This window comes from Agarivorans litoreus (genome assembly GCF_019649015.1).
Classification (GTDB): domain Bacteria; phylum Pseudomonadota; class Gammaproteobacteria; order Enterobacterales; family Celerinatantimonadaceae; genus Agarivorans; species Agarivorans litoreus.
Genome location: NZ_BLPI01000001.1, coordinates 3133090 through 3147065 on the forward strand (window position 1 = coordinate 3133090; position 13976 = coordinate 3147065).

Below are 13976 nucleotides of genomic sequence, written 5' to 3' on the forward strand. Positions count from 1 at the left end.
GTTGGTATGGGAAGGCCAATGCAGGGATTAATCCAACAAAGATTGGAGTAAAACTAGCCTGATTTATTTGTGTTATAAGATTACTTATTTGCAGCTTGGGAGTGCCAACAATAGGCTGCAGTTTGCTATCGAAAAGAGACAGTACGGTAAACAAAAATAAGGAAATTGAACATGTTAAAACGAGTACTATCGATACTCTGTGGGTGTGTATGCTCACTGGTAGTTAGCCAAGCCGCTGTGGCCAAGGTTTTGGTGCTTAATCCTGATTTTGAGCAGGGCTGGTATGGCTGGAAGAAGTCCGGTTCAACCGCGATGTCAGGCCAAGGGCGCGATGATGAATCGTCTGCCAAAATAACCGATGAAAGTGGCCGTTTTGAGCAAGAAGTAACTGTGCGACCCAATACCGATTATACCTTGGCAGTATTTTTGAAAGGCTCTGGACAAATAGGGGTGACGGTAACAACCGAAGCCACCGAAGAACAAAAGCGCATTAACAAGTTTCAAGAGTTCTCCATCCAAACCTATGCGGACGATGATTACCATGGTGATTGGGAAGTAATTGAAGTCGATTTCAACAGCGGTATTAGCGATAAGGTCACCATATTTGGTGCTTATCGAAAAGGTGGGCAAGGTCGCTTCGATCGCATTAGAGTAAAGCCTAAGCGTGATTAGTAGCTTTGTGTTGACTACCTTTTTTGTTATCTCGCACGTCGCTTAGCGGCGCTTTAAACTGCCATCGTTACTCGGTGTTGGATTAGGGCGCCAAACATTACGTAAGCGCTGTAAGATGTGCTCGGGAATGTCTTTCGAGCACTCTAGGTTTATTTGACGACCTCGGCGCATCCCGTAGATTTTGCCTTTAATTGCTTGGGCACTGCGCTGTACCAGCTTAATCTCTCGAATAAAATACTCTGGTACTTGCCCTTTGCTTACCTCTACTCGAATACCATCTACTTTAATTACAAATTGTGCACTGATCGCTTTTAACATCTTCACCTACTACTGCTAACTTACCCATCTAGTTAGATTTTTAATCATAAAATAATACGTGGTCATTTGCTATTTAGCTTAACTGAACGCGCTAGCTACTTTCACAAAACCTCAAGTTTGCTTAGCACTTTAATCTAATGTTTTGCTCTGGCTAACTCGAGTTTGCAGCTTAGCTAAATTGCTTAGTAAAGGCTTCGTTACTACCTTTAAAGCTCTTGTTAAAAACTTAGGGTTATGAATATGGGTGATTTAACACGTGGTAAGTCATTTGTTTATTTAGCTTTACTTACAGCAGTACTGTTTGCTCAGTTGACTTGGGCGCAAACTAAAGCCCCTGAGGGCGCTAGCGTATATATCATTTCTCCTGCCAACGGCGCGATGGTGAGCAATCCAGTGACTGTGAGTTTTGGCCTAAAGGGGATGGGTGTAGCGCCAGCAGGAATTGATAAAGCTAATACCGGGCATCATCATTTACTGATTGATGTGGCTGAGCTTCCTGCGCTGGATATGCCCGTGCCAGCCGATGCTCAACATATACATTTTGGTGGCGGACAAACCGAAACCACTATTGAGTTAGCACCTGGTGAGCATACCTTACAATTGTTGTTAGGTGATATGACCCACATCCCTCATTCTCCGCCAATTCTATCTGAGAAAATAACCATTACCGTGAAATAAGCTTGTCACTGATTAGTTAATCAAGCACAGTGCTGGGGGGCTTATCTTTCGAGCTGATTTTTGCAGCCAAAAATGCTGCCCGAAGGGTTCAGATAAGCGGACTTTACTCTTTGTTAGCACTTCTTGCTTAACCCACTAGGCTTCTAAGTGCTCGCCGCGATTAAAGCCCGCTTATCTCGAACAAAATTTCAACACCAAAGATCAACAGACCCTAAGGAGTAGGCATTAAAATTCTCAGTTTGAATCTACTTAATTACTTAGCTCCTCCCTATGCGGCATATGAGTTCGACAATATTTTGGACTCGCAACAATGGCAGCAAAAACAAGCTTGGTTAAGTAGAATAATTGTCTTAGCTGATGCCGATGTGATGGCTTTTCAGGAAGTTTTTAGCGCAGACGCGTTGGCTGAGCAATGTAAAAGCCTTGGCTACCCGCACTTTTTATCTACACCCAGTAGCCTCGACGAGTCTAGCTATGTTTACCGCAAACCGGGTTTAGCGCTGGCTAGCAAATATCCGCTGCGTAGTGGCAGCCTTTATAATCCTAACCACTTGAACACTTTTAGTCGTGCTCCGTTAATTGCAAAAGTTAAGTTGCCAGAAATAGGCTGGATTAAAGCTTATGTGGTTCATCTCAAATCTAAGCGGCCTATCTTAGATGAAGATCTAGTGGGTAAGCCTAGTGATATTGATGAATACATGGGCCGCTGGCAGTCTGATACCTTGCGAGCCCAAGAAGTAAGTCTATTGATGCAGGATATTTTAAGTTGTCGTAAGCATAAGCTCGAGGCAGTAATGATGCTGGGAGACTTTAATGATGACCTATCTCAAGGTGCGCTTAGCCATGTATTCGACTTGCCTTTAGTGCAGCATGATGAAATAGAACAGCACTGGCGAATGCATGACAGTTTCACCTTAAGCCAAAGTGACCAGCCACGTTCCGCCACGCATTATTGGGGCGGACAAGGCAGTGTATTAGATTACATTTTGCTATCTGGAGAGTTTTCTCCTGATTATCAACAGCAGTTGGCAGAAGTAGTGGCTTATCACTGTTTTGACCGCCACCTCACTCACGCAGACTATGCCTTAGATAGCCAAGCAAGTGATCATGCAGCGGTTATGGTTGAACTGAGCGCAAGGGATTAATGCTCTAATCTATAAGGCTTATACAGCTGCTGTAAGTTTACTTTGGCGTTTAGCCTGCTTGCCAGTAAATACATGCCAGCAATTTTTCGGTGTATTAACAGCACGTCGATAGTGGCTGGAGGGGATAGCTGCCAGTGGGAATGAGTTTCACCAAGCTTATGTCCATTAGGCTGTAATGATTGAACTGAGCGCTAAGGCTTAGTGCGCTAGCCGATAAGGCTCAAATATCTGTTGTAAGTTTACTTTGGCGTTTAGTCGGCTTGCCAGTAAATACATGCCAGCAATTTTTCGGTGGATTAACAGCACGTAGATAAGGGCAGGAAGGTGTCGGTGCCAGTGGGAATGAGTTTCACCAAGCTTATGTCCATTAGGCTGTAATGATTGAACTGAGCGCTAAGGCTTAATTGTCCAGCCGATAAGGCTCAAACAGCTGTTGTAAGTTTACTTTGGCGTTTAGTCGGCTTGCCAGTAAATACATGCCACCAATTTTTCGGTGGATTAACAGCACGTCGATAGGCGGGGTGTGCCAGTAGTCATGTTCATAACTAAGTGCCATGCCTGCTTCGCGTAGTTCTTTAGCCAGTGGTGAGTTTGCAAAGTTGTAGTCGCCAGCGTACTTAAGCGGTTGTATCACCATTTGCAACATGCTGTTTAGGGTGGCTATTTGGCGCTCGGTACTGTTTGAGTTAACAAAACCGAGTTGCTCTAAGGCGCTTAAATCTAGAGTAAATGGCTGCGCCAATGCGCTACTTAAAAGCTTGCGATAACCCTGGCTAATGTGTGGGGGTATTTGCCGAGTTGCGCCAAAATCTAACAAAACAATTTTATTTGATTGTGTTGAATACAGGTAGTTGGCAAAGTTGGGATCGGTTTGCATTAGGCCAAACTGAAACAGCTCCATCATCAATAGTTTGAACAAGTTATGCATGACTTGGTCACGTAATGCTTGAGGCTGATGTTGCAGCTGATCGATGGCTTCTCCTTCATGATGACTCATGGTGAGAATGTTACTGGTACTTAAATGGCCAAATAGCTCAGGTAATTCAAATTCCGAATGCTTAGCCAGTTTAGCTTGATATTGGCGCAGATACTCGGCTTCTTGAAGGTAATCTGCTTCTTGGTGAAGCTGTAGTTTGGCGTCTTGAAGAATTTGCTGATAATCAAACTGCTTGGGCAAAATCCCGCTGATATTGAGCAGGCTTACAACGTTGTCAACGTCACTGTCGATGCTGCCTTTAACGCCAGGATATTGAATTTTAATCGCGACTCTTTGTTGTTCGGATAAGTAAGCGCTGTGTACTTGTCCAATAGAAGCCGCAGCTATTGGCTGCAAAGAAAACTGTTTAAATTGTTGCTGCCAGTTTTCTCCCCATTCATTGAGCAACACTTGGCTAAGCTGACCAATTGGCATTGGGTCCGCATCTGCGCGCAAACGCGCTAACAGCTCACTCACTTCTTTAGGAAGCATCTCTCCAGCATCCATCGACATAAGTTGGCCAACCTTCATGGCTGCACCACGAAGTTTTGCCAGCTGGTCGGCCACCCGTTTTACATTGTTGGGGGTAAGTAGTATTTCGTTTAGTTTTGGGCGTTTGCCTGCTGCTAATCGGGCTGCGCCTTCTGCCAGCATGCCTCCTGCTACACGCGAGGCTAAAGACCCTAGTTTTCCTAAGCGGGCAATGCGCGAACTGGGCACTTTAGAGGCTTTATTGTTATCTGAGTGGCTGATAATGCTTTATCTCTAATGTTAGGTTACTGCTTAAGTTTACGTCGAAAAGGTGTTTATGGATCTATATCTACCGTATTGATTCCACGTTGTTATTTAGCTGGCTTTTCAATTTACCAATGCACTCATGGTTAATTAAATTATTACTATTCAATGTCTTATGTTGATTTTTATAACTTGGCTCGCTGCTTGCTGTATCCCAATTAAATGGTGTTATTTGCAAATTGCAAGAGAGGCTTTATGAGAATCCTATTGATGTGTATATGCTGCTTACCCTTGGTAAGCCAAGCTGGAATTATTAGCAACGGTAGTTTTGAGCAAAATGATGTTCGTTATGGCGGCTGGAGTTTTTTTGCCAGCGAGGATGTAGTTGGTTGGCAGGGACACAATATCGAAATTTGGGATAACTTGTTCAATATTCAAGCGGCGCATGGGCAACAGTTTATTGAGCTAAACGCACACTGTTCTGGCAAAGGCAAAAAGGCTTGCCAACCCGGCAAGTACCATATTTACCAAGACTTTATTACCGAACCTGGAGCGAAATATCGTTTTGGTTTGGACTATCGTGCACGCACTAACAAGCCAGAGGCCTTTACTGTGAGCATTCAAGATAGCAGTGGCAGCGAGGTATTTGAGCAAGTTATTGATGATCATAACGCTAGCTCTTGGCGAAACTTTTCTGGTGACTTTGTTGCAAGCGATTCCTTATCACGGATCCGTTTCGACTCTATGGTAAATGGTTCCTTGGGTAACCTTATCGACAATGTATATGTAGAAGTTATTCCGCTTAGTGGTTTTAGCGCAGCGGCTTTTTCAGTATCAGAGCCAGTGACAATTGTGCTGTTCATTTTTGCCTTGGCGCTGCTTATTGTCACCAGAAAACCTAAGCAATCTTAAACCGAGCTTCGCTGTATTTAATCAGCAGCTTGTGCATCGACGATTGGTGGTAACAACAATGAAAGGGGAGACTAATGTCTCCCCTTTTATTGATTAGCGAAGTGGTTAAAGCATTAACGCTTTAGGTAGGCTTGCAGTAACTCACCACCGGTTGCGGCATTTAACGGTTTGAAAATAAATCCTTGGATGCCTTGCTCTTGGCAGGCGTCAACCACATTGCTGTCGGTGACCGAAGAGAGCATTACGATGGGTGTTTGTTTATCCAGCTGGCGCATTTGGCCCAGTGCTTTGTCGCCATTTAAGCGATTCATTACCACATCCATAAATACAAATTCGGGTTTATGCTCTGTTAATGCGGCTACTGCACTGTCGCCGTCATCTGCTTCAATAACGTTGTTATAACCAATGCCAGCAAGAATGCGTTTCATGGCTTTGCGGATCAATGGGCTGTCATCCACTGTCATAATTAGCGCGTCTTTAGCTAAGGTTTCACCAGTGGTAGGTGGAGCAACAATACAAGCGTCAGAATTGAAAACCGCTTCTTGGTAGTCGTTTTGTTGATTTAGCTCGCGTACTAACAAGTTGAAGTAATAGCGGCCAACACCTTCTACATGCACTGGCACAGTAACAATTTGTTGTACGCCTTCTAAGTAACGGCTCATGTCAGCTAAATCAAGAGCAACATGGGGGCTGGCAAACTCAAAGCCCAAGTTGTGTTTTTGTAGAATATGGGTAGCACGACCCACAATGGTATTGCCCCATTCTTCAAGGGCTGCAACTAGGTCGTCATCTAAGCTTTCGCTACTACTTGCTTCTCCTACTAAGGATTGTTGCACTGCTTGACCAATTGCTACGGCGGTTTCTTGATAATGGTGCATGAGCACCACGCCATCTAGCTGGCCTTGCATGTCAGAACAAACGGCATAACCTTTAAAGCGGAAGTCTTCAACATTATCGATAAATGGTTCATCGGCGCGGCCATCAAGGCCGGTCATTAGCTTAAGGCTCTGTAAAGATTCTTGGATGAAAGGATGGAGAATAATTTTATGAATGGTTTCTACTGTCATAATTTTCCTTTTTAATAGACTTAAGCTGAATTGGCTTACTCTTCCTAGAGTATTTGTCATATCTTTGATAGCGAGAAACCACTCTAGGCAAGAAGCTATAGCGATTCAAGCAGTCTGATCAAATGTGCGATCCCTGACCAATAATGGCGAGGATTGAGTTAATGGAATACAACACAGATTAAGGAATCCCCATGCCACACTGCGTAATAGAATGCCCAGCTGATTTAGCCCGCATAGTCAATTTTGATGTTTTGGTGGAAGCGGTACACGACGCGGCCGATGCTAGTGGCCTGTTTTCACCTGGCGATGTAAAAGCGCGCTTAGTGTTAGCCAACCATTATCGAGTAGGTGGTAAGCGAGCCCCTTATGTACATACCGAAGTGCAAATTCTAAGTGGCCGCAGTGAGCTACAAAAGAAAGCCTTGGCCAATGATATTGCTCGCGCTGTGTGTGAATTATTGCCCAGTGTTGACATGATCTCAGTGGAAGTACGTGATATTGCCGTTCAAGCCTATGCTAATCGTGCAAGTTTAACCGCCTTGAGTGAGGCAGTATAAGCCGCACAGTTTGGAACATCTGTAAGCAAAGTTCTGGCCTTGCGCCAGGCTTTTGATTAGGCTGAATATTCGGCAATAACTGCCGAGAGTTGTTATACCAATAACACTAAGTAAGTGAGCAGAAACAACGCAGAAAAAATACTTGAGAATAAGGCAGAATTTTTCGATAAGTGGTTATTCTACAGTCAAAAATTCTAATGCAGTTATCAAGTATTTTAGCCAGATAGAATGAACAGTTACTTAGTACGATTGGTATTACCCCTTTAAGTAGGAGCGAAATGCTAAAGCCTAAGCAACAACATTCGAATCTTGGATTGGCAGTCCTGCAAGAACTTAGCGCTAAAGCTAAGGCTAGCTTGCATACAGGCATTCAGCGCTTTTCTGCTCAAGCTGTGTGTTCCACACAAATTAAGCATGATTGTTTAGCGATAGAAGAGCCCTTGCAGCTTTCTTTGCAATGGTTTTGCCAACGCACCAATCAATATCAGCAGCGGCCACTTAGTCTTACCATGCGCACACCTGGGAACGACGTGGCCTTGGTTCTAGGCTTTTTGCAAAGCCAAAATATTATAGAGTCACTAAACGACATAGACGATATTCGCTTTGCTCAAGGGGCTACGGCTGCGCAAGTTGAAGATTACAATCACCTAGAGATACAACTCAATCGACAACGCCAATTTGACTGGGCGGCACTAGAGCGTAATTTTGCCAGCTATTCAAGTTGTGGTTTGTGTGGTGCTAGCTCTGTTAAGGCCTTGGCTTTAAATCAGCAGCCAGAATTAGACATGCAAGAAGAGTGGCTAGCCGCATCACTTATTTATCAGTTGCCTAGCTTGCTACAAGAACATCAGCCCTTGTTTAAGCAAAGTGGTGCGGTGCATGGTGTAGGTGTTTGGGCTGATGGCAAGTTCCTTAGTGTTGCCGAAGATATCGGTAGGCACAATGCATTAGATAAAGCGTTAGGCCAATTGCTGTTGGAGTCTCAACAGGCGGCTTGCAGCGTTTTGGTATTAAGTGGTCGAGTGAGTTTTGAGTTAATGCAAAAAGCGCTGATTGCCAATATACCGGTAGTGGTGGCGGTTGGAGCTCCTTCTAGCTTGGCATTATCGGTAGCAAAACAATTTAATATCACCTTAATTGGCTTCACTAAAGACAGCCAATTTAATGTTTATCACGCTCCATGGCGAATAAGTAAAGAGGGTGGGTCCCAGCATGAGTCATAAACCTTATCAAGGTGCTGCCGGAGGTTGGGCTGCCTTAGCTAGCACCGCGAAGCATCTCGTAAAAAGCGAAAATGTAGCTAAAAATCTCAAGAATTTGCTCAATACCAATCAAGACCATGGCTTTGACTGCCCCGGTTGTGCGTGGGGTGAAAAGGCACACAAAGCCACTTTTCGCTTCTGTGAAAATGGTGCAAAAGCAGTTAACTGGGAAGCGTCTTCCAAGCGGGTTGACGCTAGCTTTTTCGCCCAGCACTCGGTGCAGTGGTTAGCCAAGCAAAGTGACTACTTTTTGGAGTACCAAGGGCGCTTAGCCGAGCCAGTGGTTTTTGCGCCGGGCAGTGACCATTATCAAGCCATCTCATGGGATGATGCCTTTAAGTTGATAGCAGAGCACCTACATCAGTTAGTCAGCCCCGACCAAGCTGAATTTTATACCTCTGGGCGAGCCAGTAACGAAGCGGCATTTTTATATCAGTTGTTTGTACGCCGTTATGGCACCAACAATTTTCCTGATTGTTCCAATATGTGCCACGAAGCCAGTGGTCATGCGCTTACTGCCAGTATTGGCATAGGTAAGGGCACGGTTACCATAGAAGATTTTGAGCTGGCCGATGCGATCTTTTTGTTTGGGCAAAACCCCGGCACTAACCATCCTAGAATGCTTGAAACCTTGGCTCACGCCACGCAACGTGGTGCAAAAGTGGTGGCCTTTAATAATCTTAAAGAGCGCGGCTTAGAGCGCTTTGCCAATCCTCAAAAGCCGGTAGAAATGCTGGGTGGAGCTGCCAGCCCAACAACGAGTCACTATTTCACGCCAAAACTTGGCGGCGATATGGCGGCGGTTCGTGGCATAGTAAAAATACTGTTGGAACGTCATCAACAAGCTTTACGCCATGGTGATAGCGTGTTTAACCAAGCGTTTATTGAACAGCACTCGCAGGGAATTGAAGCATACTTAATTGAGGTTGAACAAAGCTCTTGGCAGCATATTGAACAGCAATCGGGGCTTAGCCAAGCGCAGCTAGAAAGTGTTGCCGATATTTATCAGCAGTCGGAGCGAGTCATTATCGCTTGGGCCATGGGAATTACTCAGCATAAACACTCGGTGGCAACGATAAACGAAATCACTAACTTGCAGTTATTGTTTGGCCAAATAGGTAAAGAGGGGGCAGGTGTTTGTCCGGTGCGTGGCCATTCAAATGTGCAAGGTGACCGGACCATGGGCATTAACGAAAAACCCAACGCAGCATTTCTGAAACGTATTGAAGATGTGTTTGGCTTTACCCCACCAAGCAAATCCGGTCACAACGTCGTGCAGGCCATTGAAGCAATGTTAACCGGCCAGAGCAAAGTATTTATTGGCTTAGGTGGCAATTTGGTGGCTGCAGCGCCAGATACCGGCCTAAGTGAGCAAGCGTTAGCAAACTGTGAGCTTACCGTGAGCATTGCCACCAAGCTTAATCGTACCCACGTAACACCGGGGAAATACTCACTTATTTTGCCTTGCCTTGGTCGCACCGATGTCGATATGCAAGCTGCGGGGCCACAAAAAGTAACTGTTGAAGACTCATTCTCTATGGTGCATGCCTCTGCCGGTTTGGTGGATGAAAGTGCCGATGATATGCGCTCTGAGCCGGCGATTATTGCTGGCATTGCTAACGCTGTATTAGGGGCGTCACCTATCGACTGGTTAGCTTGCGTGCAAGACTATGACAATATTCGTGACTATATCGAGCAGACCATTCCAGGTTTTGAGCACTTTAATCAACGAATACAGCAGCCTGGTGGTTTTTACCTAGGAAATAGTGCGCGGCGTAGAGAGTGGAATACTGCGACCGCCAAAGCCCAGTTTATTAGTCATCCTCTGCCTGATGATGTTTTACCCGCCGAAGTGCGCGCATTAAGTGAAGACCGAGTATTAGTGTTGCAAACCTTGCGGTCGCATGACCAATACAACACCACCATTTATGGTTTTGAAGACCGTTATCGTGGCATTCATAACGAACGTAAAGTACTACTGATTAATCCGAAAGACATTCAAGCTTTAGGTTTTACAGAAGGCGCATTGGTGGATATAGAAACGCTCTGGCCCGATGCAGTAGAGCGCAAGGTGAGTGGTTTTAAGTTGATTGCCTATGACATTCCTCAGGGCAATGCGGCGGCTTATTTCCCCGAGGCAAACCCTTTGGTGCCATTAGCGAGTAAAGGGGATTTTAGTGATACGCCAACCTCTAAGTCGGTCGCCATAGTGTTGAGTGCCTCTAAGCAAACGCCAATAGATATAGCGCAGGCTTAAGATTCGGCCAATAACTTAGGGGCTTGCTCAGCGCTAATCAGTTGTTCAACTTGGTCAATAGGCAAGGGTTTAGCAAAGTAATAGCCTTGCAGGTAGTCCACCCCAAGGCTGCGCAGAGTATTCATTTGGCTTTGGGTTTCTATGCCCTCAGCCACTACCGAGTAGTTTAGGGCCTTGGCCATGTGCATTACCGCAGTAATAATGGCATAGCCATTGGTATCAATACGCTCCACAAAAGAGCGGTCAATTTTAACAATATTTACCGCTAAATCTTGCATGATGGATAGCGAAGAATAACCAGTACCAAAATCGTCAATCGATACTTTTACTCCTTTGTCTTGCAGCGCTTTAATTTGCTCGGCCAATAAACCAATGTCGCTGGTAAATACCGATTCGGTCATTTCGATATGCAGCAACTCCGGTGCCAACTGACTGCTTTGTAGAGCGGCTTCTACAATGTCTACAAAATCATCATCTTCTAATTGAGCCACCGAGACATTCACACAAATGGCGATGGGGTGGCGCTGCGCCCATCTGCTGGCGGTTTGACACGCCTGCTCCAATACCCATTGGCCAATGTTTCTAATCAAGCCATATTGTTCGGCAATACTAATAAATTCATCGGGCGGGATCATCTCATCATTCAAGCGCCAGCGCAGCAGAGCCTCAAAGGAGACTATTTGGCAATTATTAGCGTCAATGATCGGTTGATAGACCAAATGCAGCTGATCTTTATCTACTGCTTGGCTTAAACCATCTTTTAACAGTAATTCACGGTGAATTTGTTTTTCTAACTGGTCTGAGAACACGCCAACCGTAGAGGGCGCTCGCTTTTTCTGGGCGTACATTGCGGTATCGGCAAGACGAATTAGGCTGTGTTCATTTTTTGAATGTTGTGGATAAAGCGCGATGCCCACCGTTGCACCAACTGACAAACGATTATTGGCAAAGGTATATGCTGCAGATAGGGTTTGAATAATCTCTTCTGAGCGGCTTATCGCGAGGGATTCATCGCAATCTTCTATAGCCAGTAAAAACTCATCACCACCCCAGCGGCATAGCAGTTGATGATTATGACAAAGGTGTTTTAGGCGCTGCGCGGTATTATTTAATACTTGATCGCCAGTATCGTGCCCAATAGCATCGTTAATCTTTTTAAAGCCATCTAAGTCGATAAACAATACCGCTAATGACTGGTGATGTTGTTTGGCCTCGAGTAGGCGAAGCTTTAAGTGCTGCAAAAAGGCAGTGCGATTAAATAAACCGGTGAGAGGGTCTAAGTTCGACAGTTCATAAATGGTACGGGTACGCCTCTCTACCTTTTCTTCCATGTGATGAACCAGCACTGCATTTTGGTTTTTTAGTTGTACCGCTTGGGCAGTAAACTCGGCAGTTTTCTTCGCGATAACCAGCATTACAATGCCAAATAATATGCCGAGTATCCCCAACATTTGTCGCTCGTAAATGTCAGAGAACAGTAAACCTACAGAGGGTGGAGCCAGTAAGATAAATGCATAAGCCATCGCTGTATACTTATGCCCTGCTAACACCGTGGCAGAGCCGCCGGCCATGGCAGAAATAATTATAATGTGAGTGCTTAAATCGATATCACCACTAAGTGGATTAGAAATCACTTTGAGAATATAAACTGACCACATTACAGCGGTAATGTTTGCGCCTAATATGAAACGCCGAATGGCTTTTCTTCCGTTAAAAGTCTTATGTTGTTCGCGGTGTTTCCATACTCGCCAATCCAGCAATCGAATAAGTAACAAACTTGTCATTACTATCCACCAGGCGTATTTAAATTGTTGAGTTCCGTCAATGTTGAAGGCAAAAACTAAAAAACTGGATGCGATTATCGAGATTAAAATGCCAGAAAACGCATTGCCATACAACAGGTTGGCTCTATCTCTTTCGTTACACTGTTTTAATTGTTTATTGTCGATAAGGATTACCTTGCTAAACCTAGTTGTCTGCTAGCTCAATTGACCAATGTATTGGCTTAGAGCGTGCCTAAATGGTTTACGTATTTTCTTTTGGCCACCGTTGAATCAAATGAGTTAGCTGCTTGCAGTAAAGCATAGCTAAGGATCCCTAGAATCTACTAATTAGCAGGTAGATAAAGTATGCAAAACATAGAGCTAGCTTAAGTTTTATCTGTTGTGTGTTTGTTCACGGTCCTTAAAAAGTGCGTTAGCTTAACTGAAGCGAGTTGTTTATTGGTCTGAAAAAGCCAAAAATATTGTCAAATTTAATGTTGTGAAAAACGTGGTTTCTTGGTGTTACATGCTTTTTATACTAGAGGCTTTACTGCGAGCAGTGAGCTGGATACATTGGGTTAATAAATCACTTTTGTGTAGAGTATAGTTTTTGTGAATATTAGAAAGGTCGATTTAAACCTACTCGTTTACTTAAATGTGTTGCTAGAAGAGCGCAATGTTTCGCGAGCAGCCAGCAAGTTAGCGCTTACTCAACCTACCATGAGCAATGCCCTTAAACGCCTTAGAGAGCTGTTTGATGATCCTCTACTGGTGCGCACCGCAGAGGGCATGACGCCCACCGAAAAAGCCACCAAGTTAAAGCCAGAAATTGTAAGCTTATTAAGCATGGCCGAGAAGATCACTCAGCCAGATAAGGATTTTTCGCCCGAGCAAAGCAGCGTGACTTTTCGAATAATGTGTAACGACTACATAGAAGCAACCTTGTTGGCGCCTTTTATTCAAAGTGTGCTTAGTAGTGCGCCCAAAATTAACTTTGATATTTATGCGCCTGGTGATATTCGTTTAGGTGACATGGAAAAAGGCCAGATAGATTTAGCCATTAATCGCTTTACCAGCTTGCCAAAAACCTTTCACCAATCAAGCATTTGGCGCGATAACTTTTGCTGCTTGGTACATAAAGACCATCCTTATGTAGACCACTTAGATTTACCCAGTTATTTAGCGGCCGAGCATGTTTGGTTAAATCGAGCAGGCTGGGGCGCAGAAACCAGTATTGGCAATCAAGCCGCCAGCCAAAAGTTGGGGTGGGTAGATGAGGCCTTGGCGCAGTTAGAACAAGTTCGTAATATTCGGGTGTATACACGCCATTATGCGCTGGCAGGTTTATTGGTGGCTCAGCCTCAGCTGGTGGCTACATTGCCGCGCCGACAAGCCATGCTGTATAAAGACAGCCCCGATTTGCGCATTGTTAGAGTGCCTTTTCAAATTGTACCTATCGAGACCAAAATGATTTGGAGCCCCTTGTTACAACACTCTAAAGCCCACCAATGGTTGCGCCGTTCACTTACTGAGTTTTCAACTACGGTGTTGGATCGCTAGTGTACGGCTGATGAATTCACACTTCTGGAAATAGCAAAATAAGGGTTTTAGCCTACTACTATTCATTAAATCTA

Annotated in this window: 12 protein-coding genes; 8 read left to right on the plus strand and 4 right to left on the minus strand. The window is 44.6% G+C overall.

Annotation, left to right across the window (positions count from 1 at the left end; all coding sequences use genetic code 11):
- The first annotated feature begins 171 nt into the window (after positions 1–171).
- Positions 172–672: a carbohydrate binding domain-containing protein gene (locus tag K5L93_RS14425; RefSeq protein WP_220720463.1), complete on the plus strand. Its 501-nt coding sequence runs from the start codon at positions 172–174 to the stop codon at positions 670–672.
- Between the two features lie 42 nt (positions 673–714).
- On the opposite strand, the gene K5L93_RS14430 is transcribed toward K5L93_RS14425, so the two are convergent.
- On the minus strand, positions 715–990 hold the full coding sequence (locus K5L93_RS14430; RefSeq protein ID WP_152780180.1) for a DUF3634 family protein: 276 nt from the start codon (positions 988–990) through the stop codon (positions 715–717).
- Positions 991–1230: 240 nt separating this feature from the next.
- Here K5L93_RS14430 and K5L93_RS14435 point away from each other — a divergent pair, with 240 nt between their 5' ends.
- Both K5L93_RS14435 and K5L93_RS14440 read left to right on the plus strand, forming a co-directional pair.
- Complete coding sequence (locus K5L93_RS14435) at positions 1231–1668, plus strand: DUF4399 domain-containing protein (protein ID WP_220720464.1); 438 nt, start codon at positions 1231–1233, stop codon at positions 1666–1668.
- A gap of 239 nt (positions 1669–1907) precedes the next feature.
- Positions 1908–2813 (plus strand): endonuclease/exonuclease/phosphatase family protein, encoded by a 906-nt coding sequence (locus K5L93_RS14440; RefSeq protein ID WP_220720465.1) that lies wholly within the window; start codon positions 1908–1910, stop codon positions 2811–2813.
- A 400-nt stretch (positions 2814–3213) separates the two neighbouring features.
- Here K5L93_RS14440 and K5L93_RS14445 read toward each other — a convergent pair whose 3' ends face one another.
- Positions 3214–4509: an ABC1 kinase family protein gene (locus tag K5L93_RS14445; RefSeq protein ID WP_308805599.1), complete on the minus strand. Its 1296-nt coding sequence runs from the start codon at positions 4507–4509 to the stop codon at positions 3214–3216.
- A 270-nt stretch (positions 4510–4779) separates the two neighbouring features.
- Between K5L93_RS14445 and K5L93_RS14450 the strand changes: the two genes are divergently transcribed.
- Positions 4780–5436, plus strand: coding sequence for a carbohydrate binding domain-containing protein (locus tag K5L93_RS14450; protein ID WP_220720466.1), 657 nt, complete (start codon positions 4780–4782; stop codon positions 5434–5436).
- Positions 5437–5549: 113 nt separating this feature from the next.
- Here the strand turns inward: K5L93_RS14450 and K5L93_RS14455 are convergent, their stop codons facing one another.
- On the minus strand, positions 5550–6503 hold the full coding sequence (locus K5L93_RS14455) for a response regulator (protein WP_220720467.1): 954 nt from the start codon (positions 6501–6503) through the stop codon (positions 5550–5552).
- A 191-nt stretch (positions 6504–6694) separates the two neighbouring features.
- Between K5L93_RS14455 and K5L93_RS14460 the strand changes: the two genes are divergently transcribed.
- The 3 genes from K5L93_RS14460 (at position 6695) to K5L93_RS14470 (ending at position 10579) form a co-directional block, all read left to right on the plus strand.
- A complete protein-coding gene (locus K5L93_RS14460) occupies positions 6695–7060 on the plus strand; it encodes a 5-carboxymethyl-2-hydroxymuconate Delta-isomerase (RefSeq protein ID WP_220720468.1) in 366 nt (121 codons plus the stop codon).
- 278 nt (positions 7061–7338) lie between these two features.
- Positions 7339–8283 (plus strand): formate dehydrogenase accessory sulfurtransferase FdhD, encoded by a 945-nt coding sequence (locus K5L93_RS14465; RefSeq protein WP_220720469.1) that lies wholly within the window; start codon positions 7339–7341, stop codon positions 8281–8283.
- On the plus strand, positions 8273–10579 hold the full coding sequence (locus tag K5L93_RS14470; RefSeq protein ID WP_220720470.1) for an FdhF/YdeP family oxidoreductase: 2307 nt from the start codon (positions 8273–8275) through the stop codon (positions 10577–10579). Before K5L93_RS14465 ends, K5L93_RS14470 begins: the two co-directional genes overlap by 11 nt.
- Here K5L93_RS14470 and K5L93_RS14475 read toward each other — a convergent pair.
- A complete protein-coding gene (locus K5L93_RS14475) occupies positions 10576–12363 on the minus strand; it encodes a putative bifunctional diguanylate cyclase/phosphodiesterase (protein WP_220720471.1) in 1788 nt (595 codons plus the stop codon). The genes K5L93_RS14470 and K5L93_RS14475 overlap by 4 nt on opposite strands.
- Before the next feature lie 591 nt (positions 12364–12954).
- On the opposite strand from K5L93_RS14475, the gene K5L93_RS14480 reads away from it, so the two are divergent.
- Positions 12955–13902 (plus strand): LysR family transcriptional regulator, encoded by a 948-nt coding sequence (locus tag K5L93_RS14480; protein ID WP_220720472.1) that lies wholly within the window; start codon positions 12955–12957, stop codon positions 13900–13902.
- Positions 13903–13976 lie beyond the last annotated feature (74 nt).

Bases quoted from the DNA above. Each gene is read 5' to 3' on its own strand.
- K5L93_RS14475 (WP_220720471.1), bottom strand. From the start codon at position 12,363: ATGACAAGTTTGTTACTTATTCGATTGCTGGATTGGCGAGTATGGAAA.
- K5L93_RS14425 (WP_220720463.1), top strand. From the start codon at position 172: ATGTTAAAACGAGTACTATCGATACTCTGTGGGTGTGTATGCTCACTG.
- K5L93_RS14450 (WP_220720466.1), top strand. From the start codon at position 4,780: ATGAGAATCCTATTGATGTGTATATGCTGCTTACCCTTGGTAAGCCAA.
- K5L93_RS14465 (WP_220720469.1), top strand. From the start codon at position 7,339: ATGCTAAAGCCTAAGCAACAACATTCGAATCTTGGATTGGCAGTCCTG.
- K5L93_RS14470 (WP_220720470.1), top strand. From the start codon at position 8,273: ATGAGTCATAAACCTTATCAAGGTGCTGCCGGAGGTTGGGCTGCCTTA.
- K5L93_RS14460 (WP_220720468.1), top strand. From the start codon at position 6,695: ATGCCACACTGCGTAATAGAATGCCCAGCTGATTTAGCCCGCATAGTC.
- K5L93_RS14455 (WP_220720467.1), bottom strand. From the start codon at position 6,503: ATGACAGTAGAAACCATTCATAAAATTATTCTCCATCCTTTCATCCAA.
- K5L93_RS14435 (WP_220720464.1), top strand. From the start codon at position 1,231: ATGGGTGATTTAACACGTGGTAAGTCATTTGTTTATTTAGCTTTACTT.
- K5L93_RS14430 (WP_152780180.1), bottom strand. From the start codon at position 990: ATGTTAAAAGCGATCAGTGCACAATTTGTAATTAAAGTAGATGGTATT.